The following is a 24,835-nucleotide window of genomic DNA, read 5'->3' as shown; positions in this document are numbered from 1 at the left end:
TGAATACTATGGAAAAACACATGACTATTCTAAAAAAAACAGACCTTGCATTTTCAAAAATATTTCTGCCGGAACATGTCCCGAAAGAATTTTCAAACAGAGAATACCTATGGAATGAAGTTGAGAAAATCGAAAAAAGTAAAAATTCACAACTTGCAAGAAATCTACTCTTTGAACTGCCAAGAGAATTAAATGAACAGGAGAGAATAAAGTTAATCAGTGAATTTATAGAAGAAAACTTTACTTCTAAAGGTATGATAGCAGACTGTAGTATTCATAATCCTATGGCAAGCGATCATGAAGAACAACCACACGCCCATATCTTACTTACCCTTAGAGAAATAGACGAAAAAGGGAATTGGAAACCGAAATGCAGAAAAGAATATATCCTTGATGAAAACGGAGAAAAGATAAAGCTGAAAAGCGGAAACTACAAATCAAGAAAAGTAAATCTGAATGATTGGAACGAACCTGACAAAGCAAAAGAGTGGAGAGAAAACTTTTCAAAGAAAGCAAACGAATATTTAGCAAGGAATAATATCCAAAAGAGAATTGATCCACGCACCTTTGAAAAACAAGGCAGAGAAGAACTCCCGCAAATCCATTTAGGCACAAGCAGTTATCAGATGGAGAAAAAAGGCATACAGACAGAAAGAGGAAACCAAAACAGAAAAATCATCGCCTTGAATTTAGAGTTTAGAAAATTAAAAGAGGAGCTATCCAAACTTACATCTTGGATAGGCTCATTACTTGGAAGTCTGCAAGTAAAATATGATGAGTACAAACAAGAGAAGAAAGAAGAATATGAGAATAAGGCGGAACTCTTTAATCTCTATGAGTACATCAGTATTTATTATGACTTACAGGGAGAAAAAGCAAGAAAGTTAAACCCTTATGCAAGCAACAAAAAGATAGGAGCAGACCTAAGACGATTTTCAAAGGCAAGAATATATCTGAAAGACAATAACCTTAAAACCATAGCCGACCTACAAGAAAAGATAAGCACGTTACAATCCCAAAATAAGAAGATTAGTCAAGATATTAAGGCGAAAACCACAAGAATAGAAAACTTAAATAAATGCTTTGCCTATGCAGACATCATCAAGGATAACAAACAAGTCTTTGAGGAATGGAACAGTAAATCCCTATTCAAAGATAGCTTTTACAATTCACATAAAGATGAGATAGATAAATATAAAAGAGCAAGGGCAATCCTTGAAAAGATAACAGGCTCATCGGCGATTAAGTCTAAAGATTGGAAGAAAGAAATCCAAAGCCTTGAAAGTGAAATATCAAAACTCAACAGACAATCTCAAAAAGTCAAAGAAGAATACGAAAGTATTAACCATATCAAGTATGCCGTAAAAACAGTCAATGAAGATTATGGTATAGACTTATCTATTGAGATTGACAAGGCAATCAAGAGAGGAAGAGGAGAAAAACCAAGTGTCATTGCACAGATTAAGAAGTATCAAGAGCAACTAGAAGCTTATGAAAAACGAAAGGAAAAGACAAAGAACTATTACAGAAAAGAGGAAAGATGAAGTCCCAAAATGGGATAACATCATAAATAAGATAAGCAGACGCACTGTTTCGGTGCATAAGAGGAACGAAAGGAGAGAAAAATGGCAGATAAAAGAATGTTTTCACTAAAGATAGTAGATAGCGATTTATTTTTAGATATGCCACTAAGTAGTCAATGCCTATATTTTCATCTATCAATGAGGGCAGATGATGACGGCTTTGTAAATAATCCTAAGAAAATCATCAAGATTATCGGAGCGAATGAAGATGACCTGAAAATACTTATTGCCAAAGGCTTTGTGATTGTCTTTGAACAAGGGATTATTGTCATTACCCATTGGAAAATCAACAACTTTATCCGTAAAGACAGATATAAACCGACCCTTTATGAAAATGAGGTGCAAAGCCTATCCCAAACTAAAAACGGAATGTATATCAAAGAGGTTGGTTGTCATTTGGTTGACCAAAGGTTGACAAGTGGTCAACCCAGTATAGATAAGGGTAGATTAGATAAGGTTAGTATAGATAAGGGGAGAGAAGAAAGTACCCCGCCCCCCAATTCAAAAACCTATGGAGAATATAAAAATATCCGATTAACCGAAGAAGAATACCGAAAGCTGAAAGAAAAGCTGCAAGGTCATACCGATATGATGATTGAAAAGCTGTCAAGGTATATCAAGAGTACCGGAAAGACATATCAAGACCACTATGTAACTATCCTTAACTGGTATGAGCAAGACAAGGATAAACTATCACAGAAAAAGACCGGCAAGATTCCAACTTTTGAAGATTATGACAAGGGGGAACATTTATAGCTATCATACAAGGTAAGTGTAAAGGCATTTTTAGAGTACTAATGGGAAAAGTGGTGTCAGATTATGGCTAAGTGTAAAAAGCATTATGTGAGGGCTTAAAATTGTGGTATGGAAAAAATATCGATTTCATGGTACAATGATAATGATATGGTAATAAACTCAGTTACAAAGAGAGGATATATAAATGCGAATTCAATTTACAGTAAGCGATGAAGAACTGAAAATTTTAACTAAAAAAGCAGAAGAGGGTAATTACCCAAGTATTAGTGAATATTGTAAGTGTAGCAGTTTACAAGAAAATACAAGTTATGTTGACTTATATAATACCTTACTAAACAAAATAAGCTCCTTACCAAAGGGCAAAGAGTTTGTTCTACGAGAGTTAATCGCAACACCGCCGGCGTTGATTGGCAGATGGTTTTATGAAAATGTAAATAAGGGACTTGTAAAAAATGTAGAACACATCGGAAAAGCTGAAGGTGGAGTAGAAAAATACAAAAGGACATGATATTGATTTCAAAAAGTCACGCAGTGTGTGGCGGATTGGAAAAGATATTTAGATAATGTTGGAGGTGCATTTCATGGCAGAAGAAAATAAAGAGATAGTTATTGTAGATGATAAAACTATACAAGAAAAAATATATTTCATTCGTGGGCAAAAAGTAATGCTTGATTCGGATTTAGCTGAAATATATGGTTATGAAACAAAAATGTTTAACAGACAGGTTAAAAGGAATATCGAAAAATTTGAAGGGGACGATTTTATGTTCCAATTAACTGATGAGGAAGTATATGAACTTTCAAGGTGCCATTTTGGCACCTTGAATAATGGACAAGGCAGAGGCAGTAACATTAAATACAAGCCATATGCTTTTACAGAACAGGGTATATATATGCTTATGACTGTATTAAGAGGCGAACTTGCGATTAGGCAAAGTAGAGCATTAATACGAATGTTTAAGCAGATGAAAGACTACATTGTTGAAAATAGGGACTTTCTTAGCTCAAAAGAAATGGTGCAACTGTTATTGCAAACAAACAAAAATACAAATGACATAATGCAACATTCAAAAGAAATAGCAAAGTTAGATGATAAAATTAGCACCTTAGCAACAAAAGAAGATTTGAAAAAAGTAATGGATAATTTTATAGATCCGGACACCTACAAGCATTTCCTTTTGATGAATGGAGATAAGATTGAAGCAGATGTTGCCTATACAAAAATATATAAGTCTGCAAAAGAAAGCATTTATGTTATAGATAACTATATAGGACTTAAAACATTGGAACTTTTAAGAGCTGCAAAAGATAATGTTGAAGTCATCATATTTAGCGACAATGTCAGGAATAAAGATATGCTTACAAAAAATATCTTAAACGATTTTAGAAGAGATTACCCTAACATCAACTTAAAAATGAAGATTGCAGGCAAAAGGTATCACGATAGGTATATTGCAATAGACTATGGAACAGAGAATGAAGCCTTTTATCTTTGTGGAGCATCATCAAAGGATGCAGGAAATAAAATATCAAGCATTACCAAGATAGAAGAATCTTCTAAGGATATGTATCATACAATGTTTGCTGGAATGTTAAACAATAAGAATTTGAAAATTTAATATACAGATAACAGATTAGACAGTTATATGAGCTTTAAGCAAGGCGGTAGAAGTAAAAATCTATCGTCTTTTTTAATTGCAACAAACAGGAGGTAAATAATATGCACGAAAATAAAAATGAACAGACTACAGGCACAAAGACCATAAAGAAGATTGGAAAGACCACTTATGAGGTGATTGTCCATTTTAATGATAAAAGCAGTGAAACTATGCAGGATAAACTAAAAAGGATAATGCTGAGGGAATTTCGGAGAAAATCGAACGAAAAAAAAGATAATTTTGATTAAAAAGTCCTTGACAAGTAGCAACAGGAAAAACAGCGAAATCTATTTTAATTTCCTGTGGTGTAAGGCTTGCTCCCTTTGATATTCAGGAACTACGGGACTTAATGAGTGAAGATGAACTGGAACTTGATACACTTGGAGATAGAAAAACAGCACTCTTTGTTATCATTTCCGATACCGATGATACCTTTAACTTTGTAGTGTCCATTATGTATTCACAGCTATTTAATCTTTTATGTGATAAAGCCGATGATGTATATGGTGGAAGATTGCCAGTTCATGTAAGATGCCTACTTGATGAGTTTGCAAATATTGGCTTAATTCCAAAGTTTGAAAAGCTGATTGCAACCATCAGAAGCAGGGAAATCTCCGCAAGTATCATTTTGCAGGCACAATCTCAGCTAAAGGCAATTTACAAGGATAATGCCGATACCATTGTTGGCAACTGTGATAGTACCCTATTTTTAGGAGGGAAAGAGAAAACAACTCTAAAAGAGCTTTCCGAAACACTTGGTAAAGAAACCATCGACCTTTACAACACATCGGAAACAAGATCGAATCAAAAGTCGTTTGGACTTAATTACCAAAAGACCGGTAAGGAACTGATGAGCCAAGATGAAATAACAGTAATGGACGGCAGTAAATGTATCTTTCAGCTTAGAGGCGTCCGCCCTTTTCTATCGGATAAATTTGACATTACAAAACACAAGAACTATAAGCTCTTGGAGGATTATGACAAGAAGAATGTCTTTGATATAGAGAGCTATATCAAGCGAAAAGGAAAAGCAAAACTGCATGGAGATACAGTGATTACAAGAGTGTAGGGAAAGTTTGTACTGTTTGAAATGCACACTATTTAGTATAATGATAAGAAAAACAAGAAAGGAGGATTTTTATTGAATGACAAGGAACTGATTGGAAAAGTTCATTCATCAATGTATGGGCAATTAAAAAAACGAGGCTATGCTACAGCGGTGGATGTCCTGATGGATTTGGAAATACTTTCAAAAGTCAATTATGAGCGTTGGAGAAACGGACAAGTTCCATATTTGGAAAAAGTATGTAATATCAATCTTAAAAAGCTGTCCACAATCCTACATGAGATGAGAGTTTATGCCAAAAAAGGAAATTTGAAGCCCTCCCCTTGTGTATATAAGAAATGGGCGGTTAAGAAAAAGAACGGGCAAGGGAAAAAGCCGGTTATCAAACTACGATTTAGTAAGAGCGGTTCTGAAGATATTGAAAAATGGTATGCCACTCACTTTGTAGACACGAAGAAGATAGAAAAGATAAAAGAAGAAAAACAAGTAAATAACAGTGATGATAAGCAGTAAGTCTAAAAATAGATTTGCTGCTTTTTTCATGTAAAAAGCAGGAGGAAAGATGATCAGGATCAGAAGTCCTACTTAACAGGCAGAGAAAATTTAATATCGGGGTTATGGAGCGATTGAAAACTTAAACTTTCAGTCGCTTTTTTTATTGAAATGAAAAGGAGAAATAAAAAATATGAAGCAGGAAATGATGAACATCAATGCCAACTTGGTTGCAGAGCCTACTTTCTCAAGTTTTGAAAAAGACGGAGAAACGGTAGAAGTCGTAAATTTTGCACTTGTAAAGAAGTACGGGAAAGGCAAGGAATATATCAACTGTGCTGCTTACGGTGAAAAGGTGGAAACAGCGAAAGACTTTGAAAAAGGCGATCTCATTCATATCTTTGGATATTTTAAAGATCGTGAAAAAGACGGTAAGACTTACAAAAACTTTGTAGTGAAGTCATACAACAAAATTGAAAAGAAAGAAAACAAGGAGGAAGAATAAAATGGAATTTTTTACACAGGCAGTAGATGTACTGAAAGTATTGGTAATGGCGGTAGGAGCAGGACTCGGTGCGTGGGGCGTGATCAACCTGATGGAAGGTTACGGGAACGACAATCCCGGCGCCAAGAGCCAAGGCGTGAAGCAGTTGATGGCAGGAGGCGGTATCGTCCTTATCGGTTTAAAACTCATTCCGCTTCTTGCCAATGTACTAAAGTAGGAAGAAAAGGAGCGATGAAATGTTTGGGATATTCGACAAGATAGAAGAATTTTTCAAGGAGCTTCTACTGGGCGGTATCCAAGCAAACTTAGAGTCTATGTTTCTTGACATTAACAATCAGGTTGGGAAAGTGGCAGCAGATGTAGGACAGACACCGATGGGATGGAACGGAGAAGTATTTAACTTTATCAAGAGTATTAACGACTCCGTTATCATTCCAATAGCAGGACTAATCATAACGGCAGTCCTTTGTATCGAGCTTATCAATATGGTCATGCAAAAGAACAATATGCACGATACGGACACCTTTGACTTTTTCAAATACATCATCAAGATGTGGGTTGCCGTATGGTTAGTATCCCATGCCTTTGAATTTTCGATGGCAGTCTTTGATGTGGCACAAAGTATGGTAAACAAAGCGGCGGGGGTGATTAACACCTCTGCTGTTGTTTCCGGAGATCAAATTGTTCAGATGGTAGAAGCTTTAAAAGATAAGGGACTTGGAGAACTCATTATGATTCTCTTTGAAACCTCACTCATTAAGGTTGCCATACAGGGAATCTCCATTGTCATCATGCTCGTTGTGTATGGAAGAATGTTTGAAATCTATGTTTACTCATCGGTTTCAGCCATACCGTTTGCGACAATGGGCAATAAAGAATGGGGACAGATCGGAACAAACTACATTAAAGGACTGTTTGCCCTTGGACTGCAAGGACTCTTTTTAATGGTTTGCCTTGGAATTTACGCAGTATTAGTTAAGACCATACAGATTACAGACATTCATACCAGTACCTTCACGATACTTGGGTATGCGATTTTGTTGGGACTGATGATGTTAAAAAGCGGAACACTGGCAAAAAGTGTTCTCAATGCTCACTAAAAGAAAGGAAGATAGTATGAAGAAAAGAAAAAAAATATGGAAAGCAGCCCTTCTTGTAACAGGCATTGCCTTTGTGATGGATAGCATAAAAAAACATAAGAAAATGAAAGAATTGAGCGAAAGAATCACAAGAATCGGACATTGTCATAATGATTTTTGTCTGATGCAGGGAAGAATCAATCAAAGCACAGAGGAACAGCTTGCAATTATTCAGGAAGAAATCGGCTCCGTATATGAACACATGGAGGAGCTGTCAAAGGAAAAAGAAGATGGGAGGTAAATCATGGCGTATGTACCGATCCCAAAAGATTTGAAGCGTGTAAAAACGAAGGTCGCTTTTAACTTAACCAAAAGGCAGCTGATCGGATTTACTCTCGCAGGACTGGTAGGAATACCGGTCTATTTATTTATGAGAAAGTTTGTAGCAAATGATATAGCAATTCTATTTCTCATCGTGTCCACACTTCCCATTTTTTTCATTACACTGTTTGAAAAAGACGGACTGACCTTTGAAAAGTATTTTAAGTATATCTATTTACACAAGTTTTACCAACCGCAAAAGCGTGTGAGAAAGGAGGTTTACCTTGAACAGCAAAAGAAAAATTCAGCAGCTAAAGCTCACGCAAAACAAAAAGGCGTTAAAAGCAAGAAAACAGGAATTAAAGCAAGATAAAACAAAGATAAAAAAAGAGAAAGGCGGATTTTTAAGCCTTATCTTTAAGAAAGAGCCGAAACGCCATACCGTAGAAGATACCCTTCCCTATCTTAGACTCTTGAAAAACGGGATATGCCAGAGTGATGAAAAACACTTCAGTAAAAGCATAGCCTTTGAAGATATTAACTATCAGCTTGCCTTAGAGGAAGATCGAGATTTGATTTTTAATCAGTTTGCCAACTTCTTAAATTCCTTTGATCCGAGTGTCGGGATTGAACTGTCATATATCAATCAGCTTGGAAGAAACGAAGAAATGCAGTCGGCAATTCAGATACCGGATAAAAAAGACGGCTTTGACGAGATACGCCTTGAGTTTCGAGAAATGCTAAAAAATCAGATTGTAAAGGGAAATAACGGGCTTAGAAAATCAAAGTACATTACTTTTACCGTCGAAGCGGACAATATGGAGCAGGCAATTTCAAAACTGGAAAGACTGGAGATTGACATCTTATCTTCCCTAAAAAGTATGAGCGTGCGTGCAGAAAGCCTAAACGGAGAAGAAAGGCTGAAAATCCTTCACGATGTATTAAATCCGGGCAAGACCTTTGAGTTTTCCTACAAAGACCTAAAGAAAAAAGAAAGCACCAAAAGCTACATTACTCCTAATGAATTTAACTTTACACCAAGTAGATACTTTAAGTTCGGGAAGTTTATCGGAGCGACAAGCCATTTTCAAATCCTTGCCAGTGAACTTTCAGATCGAATGCTTGCCGAGTTTTTGGATATTGATGATAACATCAATATTTCCTTTCATATTAAGGCAATCGAGCAGTCGGAAGCCATTAAGATGGTAAAAAGAAAAAACACCGACATTGATAAGATGCGAATTGAGGAAAACAAAAAGGCGGTAAGAGCGGGTTATGATATGGACATTTTACCCTCAGACCTAATCACCTATGGTGAAGATGTGAAAAGCCTACTCAAAGACTTGCAGACAAGAGATGAGCGTATGTTTGTCGTAACTATTGTCTTTATGAACTTTGCAAGGACAGTACAGAAACTGGAAAACACCATTGCACAAATCAGCTCCATTGCCAATAAGCACAACTGTAAGATAAAAAGACTTGACCATGCACAGGAGCAAGGACTTGTAAGCGTACTTCCTCTTGGCGTAAATAAGCTTGAGATTAACAGAGGCTTAACTTCCTCGTCAACAGCCGTCTTTATACCGTTTACCACAGAGGAGCTTTTCATCAATTCAAGCAACAGTCTTTACTATGGACTGAATGCACTAAGTCATAACCTGATTATGGCGGACCGAAAGAAACTCAAAAATCCAAACGGTTTGATCCTTGGAACTCCGGGAAGCGGTAAGTCGTTCTCGGCAAAGCGTGAGATGGCAAATGCGATTTTGGTAACGGACGATGATGTCATTATCTGCGATCCGGAAGGCGAATATGGCAACCTTGTGCGTCAGTTTAACGGAGAGGTCATTAAGGTCAGCAGTAAATCAAAGGATTACCTCAATCCCCTTGACATCAATATGAACTACGGCGATGGAGATGCACCGCTGAAAGACAAGGCAAACTTTATTATGTCTATGCTTGAACTTGTCGTTGGAGGAAGCGGACTGACGGCAGAAGAAAAGTCGGTTATAGACAGGTGCTTACCTAAGATTTATGAGAAGTATTTTGAAAATCCGATTTCTGAAAATATGCCTATCTTACAAGACCTATACGATATGTTAAAAAATCAGGAAGAAAAGGTCGGGAAAAAACTGGCAACGGAGATGGAGATTTATGTATCAGGAAGTTTAAATGTCTTTAACCACAGGTCGAATGTGGATCTCAACAAGCAGCTCCTTTGTTTTGACATCAAGGAATTGGGCAGTCAGCTTAAAAAAATCGGAATGCTTGTGATTCAGGATCAGGTTTGGAATAAGGTATCCCAAAACAGAGGAAACAAGGCAACAAGGTATTACATTGATGAGTTTCACCTACTTTTAAAAGAAGAACAGACCGCCTCTTACTCCGTTGAGATATGGAAGCGTTTCAGAAAATGGGGAGGAATTCCGACCGGCATTACGCAGAATGTCAAAGACCTACTGATGAGTAAGGAGATAGAAAATATCTTTGATAACACCGATTTTGTTTTAATGCTCAATCAAGCGTCAGGAGATCGGGAAATCTTGGCAAGAAAACTGAAAATCTCCAAACCGCAGCTTAAATATGTTACCAATTCCAATGCGGGAGAAGGACTTCTGTTTTTTGGAAACACCATTGTTCCCTTTATTGATAAGTTCCCGAAAGATACCATTCTCTATCAGAAGATGACAACGAAACCTGAAGAAGTGAGGTAGGATTATGAATAAAAAACTGAAAAAAGACTTTGCCGAAAGACAAAAAATAAAGGAAGAAGCAAAACTGTTAGGGAAAGAATATATGGATGCGGATGAAGTCGGTAAATTAAAGCATGGCGATGATTACAGAGGGAAAATTATTCACGAGAAAGACCGATTTCAGGATAAGATCCACGAAAAGGAAAGCAAAAGAAATTCCAAGAATGAGCTTTTGCAGGGAAGTCCTAATAAAAGAAAAGCGAAACAGCCTAAAATCGTTCTAAAAGACAAGGAAACAGATTCACCTATGGATAAAACTCAGGACAAATTTGTATCAGACTATCAAAGTGTTGCTTTTACTTCCCTTGAAAATGATGAAACAACAGTTGGTGAGAGAATTTCTGCACCGAAAAGCATAAAAACAGAAAAGGAAATCTTCTTTGAAGAACAAAAAGCCGAGCTTTTAAAGAAAAGAAAAATGGCTGAAAAGGTCAGAAAAGAGTTAAGAACGGAAGGAAAGTACAATCAAAATGAAGAAGTCTACGATCCTTTAGGAAAAGACCTTGATAATGATGGTATCATTGACAGGTATGACAATGACTTTAGGGACAGCGACTATTTTGAATCGACTTATGATGTGGAAGATAATCTTCATACCAAAGAAGGTATAACGGAACACTCTAACAAAAAGCACAATGCTCAAAAGAAGCTGTATAAACGAAAAAACTACTCGGATAAGGTCTATACAAGGAAAAAGGAAGATAATCCCGCAGACGATAAGACGGAAGGGAAAAAGTCTTCCAAAGAGATGATTCAGGGCAGAGAAAAGAAAAAGTCTGCAAAGGGATCTGTTCTGTCAGGCTTAGCAAAAGGAAGCGAAGCGGTAAGGGATTATCTATCCCATGGCAGTGATGAAAATCAGGGTGTGGAAACCGGAGAAAAGATTGCAGACGGCAATTCAAAATTACTTCATGGGATAAAAAACTATGCCGATAAGAAAAAGGCTAAAAAAAGCTATAACCTAAGCCAAAAAGATTACAAGATACGAAAGCGTAAATCCAAGTTGGAGTTTCGGGAAGCCAAAGAGGAATTAAAGAAAACAAAGGAATATAAGCAAGCAAATGCCTTTAAGAAGTTTCAAAAGAAAAAGCAGATGAAATCCACTATTGGGAAACGAAATAAATCAAGGCTAAGAGATCGTATCAAAGAAAGTCTGATCGGAACACTGAAAAGCTCCAAAGAAATACTGATACGAAAAGCAAAGGGACTTATGATGATTGTCATAGGTCTTATTATTTTGGGGACTTTTATCATTCAATTTGCAGGCACCTCCATGACCGGAATGATAAACTCTACAAGCGGCGTATTAACTACAACCTATCTTTCCGACCAAAATGTACTAAGTGAAATCAATCAACAGTTTTCGGGATTGGAAGAAGGTCTGCAAGATGAAATCAGTTCCGTAGAAGAAAATTATCCCGGCTATGATGAATATCTCATAGAAAAAGAGGGAGAAATCGGACACAACACCCATGAGCTTTTATCCTACATCACTTCAAGATGTGGAGAAATTAAGGATTCAAAGGAAGTTCAAAGTATCATCCATGACCTTTTTACAAAGATGTATGATTTATCTTATCGAGAAGAAATTGAAATCAGATACAGGACGGTTACGGAAACATATACCGATGAAGATGGCAATGAGCATACCGAAAGTCATGAAGAAGCTTATGAGTATAAGAAGCTCATAGTAACACTGAAGAAAAGGGAAATGGACAGTATCGTAAGAGAAATCTTCGCAGAGTATCCCGATAATGTTCTTCACTATGAAGCCTTGCTTGCCTCTAAGGGAAACATGGAAACTGTCTTTGGAAGCGGAAACGGAAATTTATCGGAGATTGTAGACAATCCCGACTTTTCAAATCCGGGAATTGCCTTTGACGATGTAACGGTGAAGGCACTGTTTAACGAAGCGGAAAAGCATATCGGAAAGAGATATGTATTTGGGGCGAACGGGCCGAATAACTTCGACTGTTCGTCCTTTGTGTGCTGGAGTTTTACCCATTCGGGTGTCAAGAATATGCCACGAACAACCGCTTGGGGAATATACAAAACTTACTGCAATCCCGTATCTCCAAGTGAAGCAAAGGCGGGAGATATTATCTTCTTTAAGAACACCTATGACAGCGGCTCCCCTATTTCTCATGTCGGCATTTATGCAGGAAACGGAATGATGATACACGCCGGAGATCCGATTCGCTTTGTCAGTATCAATACACCTTACTGGAGGGAGCATTTCTATGGATTCGGCAGAGTTAAGTAAAGAAAGGACGGTAAAATGTGAAAAAAGAACTTACAGCAGTGAAAAACAAAATTCAAAAGTTAAAGGATAAAAAGGCTCTGATTGATGAAGAATTGGAGCCTTTATTGATTCGTGAAGAAGAACTTGAAAATGAGGAGATTATTGCCATTTGCAGAAAAAACAATATCACAATTACGGATTTAATGGCAAAGGTTAAAAAAGAACAAACGAAAATAAAAAAGGAGAAAACAGATGAGAACAGTTATGAAAAATAAGGTATTTACAAGGGTGATGACAGCGTTACTTCTTGCTGTTACGGTCATTATGGCAGCTTACTCATCGGTAGCCTATGCACAAGTTGATGAAAAAGAAGCAGCACAGGAAACACTAAAAGAAGAACCGAAAAAACCGGAAATTACAGTTATTAAAAAGGAAGAAGAAAAAGAAGTGCGTTATCCGAACAAATTGACTGCAAAAGAGCCGGAGAATTTAAAGCAAAAAATGGCTTCAAACGGAGAAACAACCAATACCAATAAAGGGCTTCCGACCGAACCTACCAAATCAAGGGCAAGTGTTACGGAGAATGTAAATAATGCCAATCAGGAGTATCCCATTCATCATGGAGATAGTAGCGGTAACAAAGAAACGAATAAATATTCTGCGGATGCCAGACAGTTTATTACCTTTCAGACGAAAAACGGAAAGACCTTTCACATCATCATCAATCATGATGAACAGGGAGAAAATGTCATGCTTCTTACCGAAGTTTCGGAAGATGATCTGCTCAATATGGTAGAAATCAAGGAAAAATCGAAAGAAGTAGTCAAGGAAGAACCCATAAAGGACGAACCGAAAGAAGAAGCAAAGCCTGAAAAAAAGGAAGAAAAAAGCAGCACCGGAACATATATCCTGCTTGTTCTTGTAACTTTGGGGGCATTGGGAGCAGGCTATTATTTTAAGGTGGCAAAAAAGAAAGAAGATAAGGAACTGGAAGCCTTCGAGGAAGATGATGATTTTTTCTCGGAAGCGGAAGGCAGTGAAGAAACGGAAAATGAAGAAGTTGAAAATCAGGAAATGGAAGATGAAACAGAGGACAGCGAAGAAGATTAGGAGTAAAAAAGATACTATTTGCTGTAAAACACAGGGCGAGAGAGTAAAATCTTTCGCCCTACTTTATTGAAACAGGAGGAAAATATACATGGAACATAAACTTGTGATAGCAGAAAAACCGAGCGTAGCCATATCTATCGCAAAGGTTATCGGAGCGAAAAATAAAAAGGACGGATATTACGAGGGAAACGGCTATAAAGTATCATGGTGCGTTGGACACTTAATTCAAATGGCAAATCCCGATTCTTATGATGAAAAGTATGCAAAATGGAATATTGACGACTTGCCGATTATTCCAAAAGAGTACAAATATGAAGTGGCAAAGGCAACAAAGAAGCAGTTTGCAGTCCTAAAAAAACTGATGAATGATAAGGAGATTGATACTGTTATCAATGCCTGCGATGCAGGTCGTGAGGGAGAAGCTATCTTTAGACTTGTATATCTTCAGGCAAGCTGTAAAAAGAAGATGAAAAGGCTTTGGATTTCCTCCATGGAAGATAGTGCAATTAAAGACGGCTTTGATAAGCTAAAAGACGGAAAAGACTATGATAATCTCTTTGAATCGGCTCAAGCAAGAGCAATCGCCGACTGGCTTGTCGGAATGAATATCAGCAGGCTATACTCTTGCTTATATAAGCAAAATTACAGTGTTGGGAGAGTACAGACACCGACTCTTGCCATGATTGTAAAAAGAGATGACGAGATAACTAATTTTAAGAAAGATAAATACTACACAGTGGAGCTATCTATGAACGGCTTTATACTTTCGACTGAGCGAATTGATGATGAGGTTGCTGCTGAACAGCTAATCAATTTAGTTGGCGATAAGATTGAAATCACTGATGTTATCCAAAAAGAGAAAATTACAAAGCCTGATTTACCATTTGACCTTACGACACTTCAAAGAGAGTGCAATAAGTATTTTGGATATTCTGCAAAGCAAACTCTCGACTATGCTCAAAGTTTGTATGAAAAGAAGCTGATTACCTATCCAAGAACAGACAGCAGATGCCTTACTGAAGATATGATTACAAGTACCGTCAATAATATTTTGGGCAAAAATGACTTTGATACAGGTCGTATCAAGACGGTGTTTAACTCAAAAAAGGTTACGGATCATCATGCGATTATTCCTACAGTAAGCTCACTGAGTGAAGATTTATCGGGTATTCCTGAGAGTGAAGCAAAGGTATATCGACTGATTTCTAATAAGCTCCATGCAAGTGTGGGCTATCCTTTAATCGAGAATACTACTAAGATTGTAGCAACTTTTGACGGCTTTGAGTTTACAAGCTCAGGTAAGGTAATTGTAGATGAGGGCTTTACAAAGTATTTGAAAGAATATATGTCTAAGAAAAATGAAGAACCTGTTTTGCCGGAGATAAATGTGGGCGATGTCCTTGAAATAAAGGAGAAAGAAATTAAAGAAAAGTACACTCAAGCTCCGAAACACTTTACAGAGGACACACTTTTAAAGGCGATGGAGATAGCTGGAAATGACAGTTTAGACAAGAATGTGGAAGTCGAGCGGAAAGGACTGGGAACTCCTGCAACTCGTGCCGGAATCATAGAGAACTTGATCTACAAAGGCTTTATTGAAAGGGATAAGAAAAATTTGATTGCAACACCGAAAGGAAAAAGTCTGATTGAGATTGTTGCAGATAACTTTAAATCAGCAGAAATGACGGCACAGTGGGAAATGGAGTTGTCTGATATAGCACAGGGCAAATCTTCCAAAAAAGAGTTTTTAGAGGGTATAGAGGCGGAAATAAAAAATACTATAACTAAGTATAAAGAGGTTTAGCCTATGTTTGATACTTTAATGAAACTTGATGAAAACAGAGAGGCTTTAGATTTTTATGCAACTGATAAAAGAGCCATAGAAGAACTTTTAAATAGAGAAAAATTCAGAACAACAGTCTATGAGCCTGCGTGCGGACAAGGACATATTGGTAAGGTGCTTAAAGAATATGGATATAAAGTGAAAGCGACAGATATTTGTTACAGAGGTTATGGAGAAGAAAGAGAAGTAGATTTTTTCACAGTTAAAGAAAATACCTTAGACATAGTAACTAATCCGCCCTATTTTTGTGCTGACAAGTTTATAAAACACGCTCTTGAAATATCTAAATCAGGAACAAAAATAGCGATGCTTTTTCGTTTGGCATTTTTGGAAGGACAAAAAAGATATGAGATGTTTAAAAAATATCCGCCTGAAAGAGTATATGTATTTTCCAAAAGGCTTAATTGTGCTAAGAATGCTGAATTTGAGAAGTATAAAAGCAGTGCGATCGCTTTTGCATGGTTTGTATGGGAGGTGGGCTATACAGGAATAACAGAGCTTAGGTGGATAAAATAATTTAGTTTAAATCCCTCGAAATCGGGGGAATTAGAAGAAGGAGGTAAAAATGCGAATCAATGATTTTCATAACATTTTGGAGCTTATAAAACAGGATATTCTGCATAGCGAAGCGGAATATTTAAAGCTCCTAAAGGTTGTCGGAAACAATCAACGATACGACTTTAGAAGTCAATTAAGTATCTATGATAAAAATCCGGAAGCAACAGCCTGTGCCAAGTTCGACTATTGGCGTGAACGCTTTCATCGAACCGTTATGCGAGGACAGAAAGGAATTCCGATTTTAGAGGACTACGGCACATACAAAAAGGTTGACTACATCTTTGATGTAAGTCAAACCGTTTCAAGAAACAGAGATGTTAATGAGGTAAATCTTTGGAAATTTGATAAAGAAGCCCATCAAGATGTCTTAAAGGAAATGATAGCAAATGAAGGCTATGAAGAAAGCGAAAGTAACCTTGAAAATATCTTTTCTTTAAGCAGAATTTACGGTGATGAAAAGATAGGCAGCCTGATGAATGAGCTTAGAATCACTGATGAGGACAGAATATCCTTTGTTAAATTCGTCAGGGACTCCATCAGCTATGCGGTAGCTTCAAGGTTTAAGGTGGATTATCCGGTAGATTATGAACTGTTGAGAGAAAATATTTCAAGGCTTGATACCATTTCCCTTATGAGTGTTGGAGAAACGGTATCGGATATTAGCGGAAATATCATAGATACAACCATTCAAAAAAGTAAAGAGTTGGAGCTTCAAAAAGGAGTTTTAAGAAACAGAGAAGCAGGATATAATAAGATTAGAGAAGAAATTGAGAAAGGAGAAAACCATGTACTTCGACGAGATGATAAGGAAAGAATTAGTGAAACCGAGCGAGTTTTCAGAAATGGAGAGTACGGAGGAGATAGCAGTCAAAATCAGGGAGAATACACTAAGCAGCTTGGAGGAACAGATGGAATTCATCAAGGAATATCCGAATCCGACCTACGCAGTGATGAGGCTGGATTATCTTTCACAGAGCGAGGAGCAGAGCCGCTTCGAGATGTTAGTGGATCTATACAAGGAGAAGAAGCTGACAGAACACCTGATGGATATTCAGAAACAGGCGATAGCATTTATGAGGACAGAGAAGCCGAAGCTGATGAAGTCTTGGAAGATAGAGGACGAGAACAATCCACAGTATGGGGCGATGATTTCAGCCTTGAAGGAAATGACCATCAAGGAAATCGTGGAAATCTAAAAGAAAATACTGAAGTAGAGATAAGAGAAGCTGACAAGGCTTCTTTTTCTTTGCCTGAAAATTCTTACGGACAGATAAGGCTTAGCATCCCTCTTGCTCAGAAAGATATAGACACTGTCCTTATTAACGGGGGAAATCACGATGGGGGCAGACTTCCTATCATTGCCGAGTTTTCCAAAGGAAAAAGCAATGAAGAATTAGGAGAATACCTTAAAAACACTTTTCAAGGGGGGAACGGCTATATCATTGACGGAAATGAAATATCGGCTTGGTATTCGGATAAGGGACTTCACTTTGCTTCCGGAACATCGGCAAGAGAAGATGATACGCAGGTTTTAAGTTGGAGTGATGCTGCCAACAGAATTGCTGAACTTCTAGAAAACGGAGAGTTTGCTACCAATGTGGAGATTTCAGAAGCATTTGACTATGAAAGGGACAGAATTTCAGAATCTCTATGGTATCTCATTCACGATTTGAGTGAGGAAGGAAAAGAACAAGGCTTTTTTGAATTTCTCGAAAAGGGAGGTGGCTTTCCGGATGAAACAAAACGATTATCCGAGGCACTGAAAAATCCTGAATACCTTGTGGATGTTATCAAAGAGTATGGACGATTTTTAGAAGCATATAGAGAAGATAGAGATGTACTAAGGTTTGACTATCATAAGGTGGACAGCCTTTATCAGAAGTTACAGGAGCTTGCACTGCCAAGAAAAGAATATACTTCTAATCTGACTGAACTTCCAAAAGTAAAAGCCTTTATTACGGAAGATGAAGTTCTTGCCACACTTTCAATGGGAAGCGGAGCAGATAGAGGAAAAGAGAGAATTACCGAGTTTTTCAAAGAGAACCATACTTTACAGGAAAAAGCCGACTTCTTAAAAGATGAATACGGAACAGGAGGAAGAAGCCATGCGGTATCAGGTTTGACAGGCAGTGGAGAATGGCACGATGCCAAAGGAATAAAACTGGAAAAGAATGATTGTAATGATGTGTTTCTTACTTGGTCAAGAGTGGCAAAGCATATTGATGAGATACTTTCTAAAAATCTTTATCTTGAAGAAAAGAAAATAGAAAGTAAGGCAGAGAGAGAAGAAGCAAAAGAACTACAATATTATTCTAAAGATGAACCTGAAAATCTGATGACTGATGAAATGATTGAAAGAGTTCCTGAACTTTATGCACAGGAAGATGTGGAGTTAGCGGATAAGGAAGTTCATGCCGCATATATCATTCCATTCAGAAGTAATTGGACTTGGTATATGACGGAGTACGACAGAGAAAGTGGTGATGCTTTTGGTCTTGTTTTAGGGATTGAACCTGAATGGGGATATTTCAATCTGAATGAATTGAAAGAACTTAATGCTCAAAGACTTGTGTTGGAAGATTTTCCAAAGACTTTTCAAGAAATCAAAGATACCGAGCTTGTAAAACAGATGAGCGAGGAAGAAATAGACCGAGTATTTAACGGACAGCTTTCCTCAAAAGATAATCAAAAGGAACAGGACATCTTTTATCTTAGCGATGAAATGGGAATTTCATTAGAAGAATCCGAGGGTATTATCGACGACAGGAGCAGGTTATCAGGGGTTAGTACAGAGGATACAGATAACAAAGATAATTTACTTGATGAAAAAAGTCCTGTTCAATCTACTCTATTTGACTACATTCAGCAAAAAGAAGAAGTAGAGCTGAATGAAAAAGAGGAAAGCCTTGCAGAACAATTTGCAGTGAAACAAGGTGATACCGTATATTTTGACCATGAAGCATATATCGCAAGGGATATTGAAAAAAATAAGGTAAACGGAAAGCCGGAGGTATGGCTGTATCCGGCAAGAGATGGAAATAGGCAAATTGCAATCGTACCGTTTATGGATAATGAGGAGCTGCTAAAAAAGATAAGCCTTGAAAGACCAAACTTTTTGGTTGGCGATGAAGTGAGATACAAGGATAAGGACTGTACCATTACCCGCTTTGACAATATGGGAAATAACCTAAAGACTGTAACGGTTATGGACAATACCGAATATCTTGGCGGTATGATAACCGGCTCCGATGTGATTCCCTATCGTTTGGAGAGCGACCTTGAGAGAATATTTGAAAATCTGACATACACGAAAGCTAAAGATACAATTCAAGACATTGATGAAAAGGCAGAAAAACCTAAAATAGAAGCTCATAACTTTAAGATTATCGAAGAAATCCTCCCTGAAAAATTAACGCCAAGTGAAAGGTTAAACCAAAACCTTGAAGCAATCTCCATGCTTAAACGAGTGGAGAGTGGACAAAGAGAGCTTGACAATACAGCTCAGGAAGTCTTGGTAAAATATGTCGGTTGGGGCGGATTATCTGAAGTATTTGATGAAGAAAGGGGTGGTCAATGGAAAAAAGCAAGAAGTTTCTTAAAAGAAAATCTATCGCAGGCAGAATACGAAGCTGCAAGAGAATCTACCTTAACGAGCTTTTACACACCAAAAACTGTGATTGACAGTATCTACTCTACCCTGTCAGGAATGGAATTTAAAAACGGAAATATCCTTGAGCCGAGCATGGGAATTGGAAACTTTATAGGCAATCTTCCTGATGAAATGAAAAAGTCCAAGTTTTATGGTGTGGAGCTTGACTCCGTAAGCGGTAGAATTGGAAAACTTCTATATCCTGAAAGTGATATACAGATTAAAGGACTTGAAGAAACGAGCTTTTCCAATAACTTCTTTGATGTGGTTATCGGTAATGTACCCTTTGGAGAATACAAGGTAAATGACAGAGAGTATAACAAAAATAACTTCCTGATCCACGATTATTTCTTTGCGAAATCCATTGATAAAGTCAGAAACGGAGGTATCATCGCCTTTATCACATCTTCAGGTACGATGGATAAAAAGGATGAAAGTGTCAGACGATACCTTGCAGCAAGAGCAGGGTTTTTAGGAGCTATCAGACTTCCAAATGATACTTTTAAGGGTGTTGCCGGAACGGAAGTAACTTCGGATATTATTTTTCTCAAGAAAAGGGACAGTATCAGAGAGCGTGATGAGGACTGGATACATCTATCTGAAGATGAAAAGGGACTGACCTATAACAAATACTTTGTAGAGAATCCTCAGATGGTGCTTGGCTCTATGGAAGAAGTATCAGGCAAATTTGGAAACACCCTTGCTTGCCTGCCAAGAGAAAATGCCGACTTAAAAGAGCTGCTTGCAAGGGCAAGTGAAGAAATATCCAAAGGAGCAACCTATGAAGAAATCGAGCTTTTAGAGGATGAGATCAGCACAATGCCCGCAACGGACGATGTTAAGAACTTTTCCTACACCATTATTGACGATGAGGTGTATTACAGAGAAAATTCTCTTTTTGTAAAAAAAGAGATAACGGAGAAAAACAAGGAAAAGATTAAGGATTATCTTGAACTGAATACTGCCCTTAAAGATGTCATTTACAAACAAAAAGAAGATTTTTCCGACGATGAAGTGAAAAAATCACAGGAAAAGCTGAATGAAGTCTATGACGGTTTTTCAAAGAAACATGGCTTTGTAAATAACCTTTCCAATACCAGAGCCTTAAAAGAGGACAGTAACTTCCCTCTTGTTTCCTCCATTGAAATCCTTGATGAAGAAGAAAACTTTAAGGAAAAAGGAGATATATTTTCCAAAAGAACCATTACAAAGGCAAAGACCATTGACCATGTAGATACTTCTTTAGAAGCTCTTGTGTTATCTATGTCCGAAAAGGGTTATGTGGACTTTGATTATATGGAAAGCCTGACAGGAAAAGACAGACCGACTTTGATAGAAGAATTAAGGGGAGAAATCTACTTAAATATCAGAGAGGAACAGAACTTTTACAGACCGTTATCCTTTAACCCTGAAGATGGCGATTTACCTTTTGCCTGTGCCAGTGGCAGCGATTCTTACAAATACGGTTATGTTACGAAAGACGAATACCTATCCGGAAATATCCGAGATAAAATCGCCATTGTTGACAGCTATCTTTCAAAGCTAAGACAGACCGAAAGAGAACTTCCTCATCTGGGGTATGCGGAAGATGGCAAAGAAAAAGAGCTGATAAGCTATGAGATGAACCGCTTGGAATACCAAAAGGCAGAGCTTACCAAAGTATTACCGAAGGCACTCGAAGCAAGTGAAATAAGCGTTCGTCTTGGTGCAACTTGGATACCGATGAAGGATATTGAAAAATTTATCTTTGAAACACTCAAAACACCGGGTTATGCCAAATGGGATATTAAGGTTAAATTTTCAAACCTGACAAGCGAATGGAATGTGGAAGGAAAGAGTGCGGATCGAGGAAATGACCTTGCTGAGATGACCTACGGTACAAGTAGGGTAAATGCCTATAAGCTGATTGAAGACGCTCTAAATCTTAAAGAAACGAAGGTATTTGACCAGATTGAAAATCCGGACGGCTCAAAAAGTTCTGTCTTAAATAAGAAAGAAACCCTGCTTGCAGGACAAAAGCAGGAGCTTCTAAAAGAAGAATTTAAGAACTGGATATTTAGCGATCAGGAAAGAAGAAACAGACTCGTAAAACTGTATAATGAGCGTTTTAACTCTATCCGAAATCGTGAATATGACGGAAGTAACCTCTCTTTTGAGGGAATGAATACGGAAATAGAGCTTAGACCACACCAAAGAAATGCCATTGCAAGAAGCCTTTACGGAGGGAATACCTTACTTGCTCATGTGGTAGGAAGCGGTAAGACCTTTGAGATGGTCGCTTCCGCAATGGAAAGTAAAAGGCTTGGAATGTGTAGTAAATCTCTCTTTGTTGTACCGAATCACCTAACAGGACAGATTGGCAGAGAATTTATGCAGCTATATCCGTCAGCCAATATTATGGTGGCGGATAAAAAAGACTTTGAGCCGAAAAACAGAAAAAGATTTATCGGTAAGATTGCTACCGGCGAATATGATGCGGTTGTAATCGGTCATACGCAATTTGAAAAAATCCCGATGTCAAAAGAATACCAAGAGAAGCATATTCAGGATCAGATTGATGAAATCTTGAACTATATTGAGGAATATAAGCACGACAGAAACCAAAATTTTACGGTTAAGCAACTTGAAAAGACCAAGAAAAAACTGGAAGCAAGGCTTGAGAAACTAAACGATGATTTTAAGAAAGACGATGTCATAACCTTCGAGGAACTTGGTGTAGATAAGCTCTTTGTCGATGAAGCACATGGATTTAAGAATTTGTATCTTCATACAAAAATGCGTAATGTTGCAGGGATTGGGCAGTCGGAAGCCTTTAAGTCCTCCGATATGTTTATGAAATGCAGATATATGGACGAAATGACAAATGGAAAAGGAATTGTCTTTGCCACAGGAACACCGGTATCAAACTCTATGACCGAGCTTTACACCATGCAGCGTTATCTTCAGTATGAAAACCTAAAGAAAAATCACTTGGAGCATTTTGATGCTTGGGCAAGTACCTTCGGGGAAACACAGTCCGCCTTTGAACTTGCTCCTGAAGGAACAGGATACAGGGTGAAAACAAGATTTTCCAAGTTCTACAATCTGCCTGAACTAATGTCAATGTTTAAGGAAGTGGCTGACATTCAAACGGCAGATACGCTTGATCTTCCGACACCTGAAGCACACTATGAAGTAATTAAGACCTTGCCGAGCGAGGAACAAAAAGAAATCCTAAAAGGATTATCTGAAAGAGCGGATAAGGTTAGAAATAGAGTGGTAGAACCTGATGAAGATAATATGCTGAAAATCACCAATGACGGTAAGAAACTGGCTCTTGACCAAAGACTGCTCAATCCCCTACTTCCCGATAATTCGGACAGCAAAGTCAATGTCTGCGTGAAAAATGTGTTTGCCATTTGGGATAAGACAAAAGATGATAGGTCAACACAGCTTCTATTTTCCGATATGTCCACACCGAAAGGCGATGGAGAGTTTAATATCTATGATGATATTCGAGAAAAACTTGTAGCTATGGGCATACCGAAAGAAGAAATCGCCTTTATCCATGAAGCTAATTCAGATAAACAAAAAGATGAACTCTTTGCAAAGGTGCGTAAGGGAGATGTAAGGATATTACTCGGTTCTACTCAGAAGATGGGAGCAGGCACGAATGTGCAGAATAAACTGATTGCACTTCACGACCTTGATGTGCCTTGGCGTCCTGCGGATTTGGAGCAGAGAGCAGGAAGAATTGTAAGACAGGGCAATGAAAATAAAGAGGTAAATATCTATCGTTATGTAACGGAAAATACCTTTGATGCGTATTTATGGCAGACCATAGAGAATAAGCAGAAGTTCATATCTCAGATTATGACCAGTAAGACTCCCGTTCGTGTGGCGGAAGATGTGGACGAAAGCTCCCTTAATTATGCAGAAATTAAAGCTCTTGCCACAGGTGATCCAAAAATCAAGGAAAAGATGGACTTGGACAATGAGGTTACGAAACTTAAAATGCTGGAAGCCAACTACAAGTCCAATCGTTACAGATTGGAGGATAAGGTGGCAAAAAATTATCCGGAAGAAATAACAAGGACGGAAAAACTCATTGAAGCTGTTAAGAATGATATATCAGAGGTTGAACCGAAAGCGGAAGGAGAGGAAAAGTTTACTTCCATTACTATTTTAGGCGAGAAGATTACCGATAAGAAATTAGCAGGAGAAAAGCTGCTTGAAGCCATTTCAAAAATAAAAATCAACGAAAGTAAGATGATAGGAAAGTATAGAAATATGGATTTAGAGGTCAGCTATAACTTCTTTACCAATGAGCATAACTTCAGCTTAAACGGTGCTGCAAAGCATTCCGGAGAACTTGGTACAAGTGCGGATGGTAATATTACAAGACTGGATAACGCTCTTGAGAAAATGCCCGAAAAACTGAAAAGATTAGAGGAAAAGCTCATCAGCACCAAAGAACAGCTTGAAAATGCCAAAGAAGAACTTAAAAAGCCGTTTGAAAAGGCAGATGAACTGAAAACTAAAGTATTAAGGCTTGCCGAACTGAATAAGCTGCTCGATATGGGAGAGGTAGAAGAAAAGAGAAATGACAATCCCCTTGTGGAAGATGTAAAACGAGCGATTATTGACTTCTGTAACAGAGAGTATGAAGAAAACCACAGCTATGATGAGTTTGACACACTATACCCTGACTTAAAGCATATAGGTATTGCCTACACCGATACTCCTGATGAAAGACATGGGATTCAGTACGAACTGAATTTAGAGGATTACACATGGACTCAGTACATTGATGATACTCCAATCAAAACAGAGAGCTTTGATTATGAGAACAAAGGAGAAAATGAAGCTCTAAAGAACATGAAAAATGAGATTGAGCTATCCTCTTTTGAAGATTTAGTCTATGTGGACTCGGAAGATTTAAGGGCAGCAACGGGACTTGACATTGATGATGAGGGAAATTTCTATGATCCGCTTGCAAAAGACCTTGACAATGATGGAATTCCTGACCGATATGACAATGATTTTAGGGACAGTGATTACTTTGAATCAACCTATGATGTGGAAGATAATCTTCATACAAAAGAAGAAACTGCTCAAAGAACAGATGACAAGCCTTCTATTTTAGGACAGATAAGAGCTTATCAAAGTGAAAGCAAAACGGAAGAAAAACAAACTACAAAAGAACAGGAATATGCAAGATAAGGGAGCGAACAGCTCCCT

General features: G+C 37.8%; 16 protein-coding genes and 3 pseudogenes. All 19 read left to right on the top strand.

Features of this window, described 5'->3' with window-relative positions; translation table 11 throughout:
* Nucleotides 1–1,544 (top strand): annotated as a pseudogene (locus HMPREF0629_RS06210) (MobA/MobL family protein); the annotation flags it as partial.
* A gap of 81 nt (nucleotides 1,545–1,625) precedes the next feature.
* Nucleotides 1,626–2,339 carry a hypothetical protein gene (locus tag HMPREF0629_RS06205; RefSeq protein WP_009222488.1) on the top strand — a complete coding sequence of 238 codons (714 nt, stop codon included), beginning with the start codon at nucleotides 1,626–1,628 and terminating at the stop codon, nucleotides 2,337–2,339.
* Between the two features lie 184 nt (nucleotides 2,340–2,523).
* Nucleotides 2,524–2,847 carry a hypothetical protein gene (locus HMPREF0629_RS06200; RefSeq protein WP_009222487.1) on the top strand — a complete coding sequence of 108 codons (324 nt, stop codon included), beginning with the start codon at nucleotides 2,524–2,526 and terminating at the stop codon, nucleotides 2,845–2,847.
* Between the two features lie 73 nt (nucleotides 2,848–2,920).
* Complete coding sequence (locus HMPREF0629_RS06195; RefSeq protein WP_009222486.1) at nucleotides 2,921–3,958, top strand: ORF6N domain-containing protein; 1,038 nt, start codon at nucleotides 2,921–2,923, stop codon at nucleotides 3,956–3,958.
* A 101-nt stretch (nucleotides 3,959–4,059) separates the two neighbouring features.
* Entirely contained in the window at nucleotides 4,060–4,245 is a 186-nt protein-coding gene (locus HMPREF0629_RS06190; RefSeq protein ID WP_009222485.1) for a transposon-encoded TnpW family protein, read from the top strand.
* Nucleotides 4,246–4,256: 11 nt separating this feature from the next.
* Nucleotides 4,257–5,066, top strand: a pseudogene (locus HMPREF0629_RS06185) (VirD4-like conjugal transfer protein, CD1115 family); the annotation flags it as partial.
* A 72-nt stretch (nucleotides 5,067–5,138) separates the two neighbouring features.
* Nucleotides 5,139–5,576 carry a hypothetical protein gene (locus HMPREF0629_RS06180; protein WP_039856709.1) on the top strand — a complete coding sequence of 146 codons (438 nt, stop codon included), beginning with the start codon at nucleotides 5,139–5,141 and terminating at the stop codon, nucleotides 5,574–5,576.
* A 172-nt stretch (nucleotides 5,577–5,748) separates the two neighbouring features.
* Nucleotides 5,749–6,060, top strand: a complete 312-nt coding sequence (locus HMPREF0629_RS06175) for a single-stranded DNA-binding protein (RefSeq protein ID WP_009222482.1) — start codon at nucleotides 5,749–5,751, stop codon at nucleotides 6,058–6,060.
* A gap of 1 nt (nucleotide 6,061) precedes the next feature.
* Entirely contained in the window at nucleotides 6,062–6,277 is a 216-nt protein-coding gene (locus tag HMPREF0629_RS06170) for a Maff2 family mobile element protein (protein ID WP_000394207.1), read from the top strand.
* Nucleotides 6,278–6,296: 19 nt separating this feature from the next.
* The gene (locus HMPREF0629_RS06165) at nucleotides 6,297–7,160 is read left to right on the top strand and encodes a VirB6/TrbL-like conjugal transfer protein, CD1112 family (RefSeq protein WP_009222481.1); all 864 of its coding nucleotides are present in this window, start codon (nucleotides 6,297–6,299) and stop codon (nucleotides 7,158–7,160) included.
* A gap of 16 nt (nucleotides 7,161–7,176) precedes the next feature.
* A complete protein-coding gene (locus tag HMPREF0629_RS06160) occupies nucleotides 7,177–7,440 on the top strand; it encodes a hypothetical protein (protein ID WP_039856706.1) in 264 nt (87 codons plus the stop codon).
* 3 nt (nucleotides 7,441–7,443) lie between these two features.
* Nucleotides 7,444–7,833, top strand: coding sequence for a PrgI family protein (locus tag HMPREF0629_RS06155; protein WP_009222479.1), 390 nt, complete (start codon nucleotides 7,444–7,446; stop codon nucleotides 7,831–7,833).
* Complete coding sequence (locus HMPREF0629_RS06150) at nucleotides 7,745–10,174, top strand: VirB4-like conjugal transfer ATPase, CD1110 family (protein ID WP_009222478.1); 2,430 nt, start codon at nucleotides 7,745–7,747, stop codon at nucleotides 10,172–10,174. The genes HMPREF0629_RS06155 and HMPREF0629_RS06150 overlap by 89 nt, the downstream gene beginning before the upstream one ends.
* A 4-nt stretch (nucleotides 10,175–10,178) precedes the next feature.
* Nucleotides 10,179–12,476 (top strand): C40 family peptidase, encoded by a 2,298-nt coding sequence (locus HMPREF0629_RS06145; RefSeq protein ID WP_009222477.1) that lies wholly within the window; start codon nucleotides 10,179–10,181, stop codon nucleotides 12,474–12,476.
* Nucleotides 12,477–12,493: 17 nt separating this feature from the next.
* Nucleotides 12,494–12,730, top strand: coding sequence for a hypothetical protein (locus HMPREF0629_RS06140; protein ID WP_009222476.1), 237 nt, complete (start codon nucleotides 12,494–12,496; stop codon nucleotides 12,728–12,730).
* Between the two features lie 151 nt (nucleotides 12,731–12,881).
* Nucleotides 12,882–13,565, top strand: a pseudogene (locus HMPREF0629_RS06135) (CD1107 family mobile element protein); the annotation flags it as partial.
* Between the two features lie 88 nt (nucleotides 13,566–13,653).
* Nucleotides 13,654–15,369 carry a DNA topoisomerase 3 gene (locus HMPREF0629_RS06130; RefSeq protein WP_009222474.1) on the top strand — a complete coding sequence of 572 codons (1,716 nt, stop codon included), beginning with the start codon at nucleotides 13,654–13,656 and terminating at the stop codon, nucleotides 15,367–15,369.
* Nucleotides 15,370–15,372: 3 nt separating this feature from the next.
* Nucleotides 15,373–15,924, top strand: coding sequence for a hypothetical protein (locus tag HMPREF0629_RS06125; protein WP_009222473.1), 552 nt, complete (start codon nucleotides 15,373–15,375; stop codon nucleotides 15,922–15,924).
* Between the two features lie 49 nt (nucleotides 15,925–15,973).
* Nucleotides 15,974–24,817, top strand: coding sequence for a helicase-related protein (locus HMPREF0629_RS06120; protein ID WP_039856702.1), 8,844 nt, complete (start codon nucleotides 15,974–15,976; stop codon nucleotides 24,815–24,817).
* Nucleotides 24,818–24,835 lie beyond the last annotated feature (18 nt).

It is taken from the genome of Peptoniphilus sp. oral taxon 386 str. F0131 (genome assembly GCF_000090945.1).
Taxonomy (GTDB): Bacteria; Bacillota; Clostridia; order Tissierellales; family Peptoniphilaceae; genus Anaerosphaera; species Anaerosphaera mikwangii.
This window is presented reverse-complemented; position numbering and strand designations above follow the sequence as displayed.

Bases quoted from the DNA above. Each gene is read 5' to 3' on its own strand.
- HMPREF0629_RS06160 (WP_039856706.1), top strand. From the start codon at position 7,177: ATGAAGAAAAGAAAAAAAATATGGAAAGCAGCCCTTCTTGTAACAGGC.
- HMPREF0629_RS06145 (WP_009222477.1), top strand. From the start codon at position 10,179: ATGAATAAAAAACTGAAAAAAGACTTTGCCGAAAGACAAAAAATAAAG.
- HMPREF0629_RS06165 (WP_009222481.1), top strand. From the start codon at position 6,297: ATGTTTGGGATATTCGACAAGATAGAAGAATTTTTCAAGGAGCTTCTA.
- HMPREF0629_RS06205 (WP_009222488.1), top strand. From the start codon at position 1,626: ATGGCAGATAAAAGAATGTTTTCACTAAAGATAGTAGATAGCGATTTA.
- HMPREF0629_RS06200 (WP_009222487.1), top strand. From the start codon at position 2,524: ATGCGAATTCAATTTACAGTAAGCGATGAAGAACTGAAAATTTTAACT.
- HMPREF0629_RS06155 (WP_009222479.1), top strand. From the start codon at position 7,444: ATGGCGTATGTACCGATCCCAAAAGATTTGAAGCGTGTAAAAACGAAG.
- HMPREF0629_RS06175 (WP_009222482.1), top strand. From the start codon at position 5,749: ATGAAGCAGGAAATGATGAACATCAATGCCAACTTGGTTGCAGAGCCT.
- HMPREF0629_RS06190 (WP_009222485.1), top strand. From the start codon at position 4,060: ATGCACGAAAATAAAAATGAACAGACTACAGGCACAAAGACCATAAAG.
- HMPREF0629_RS06195 (WP_009222486.1), top strand. From the start codon at position 2,921: ATGGCAGAAGAAAATAAAGAGATAGTTATTGTAGATGATAAAACTATA.
- HMPREF0629_RS06130 (WP_009222474.1), top strand. From the start codon at position 13,654: ATGGAACATAAACTTGTGATAGCAGAAAAACCGAGCGTAGCCATATCT.
- HMPREF0629_RS06125 (WP_009222473.1), top strand. From the start codon at position 15,373: ATGTTTGATACTTTAATGAAACTTGATGAAAACAGAGAGGCTTTAGAT.
- HMPREF0629_RS06170 (WP_000394207.1), top strand. From the start codon at position 6,062: ATGGAATTTTTTACACAGGCAGTAGATGTACTGAAAGTATTGGTAATG.
- HMPREF0629_RS06120 (WP_039856702.1), top strand. From the start codon at position 15,974: ATGCGAATCAATGATTTTCATAACATTTTGGAGCTTATAAAACAGGAT.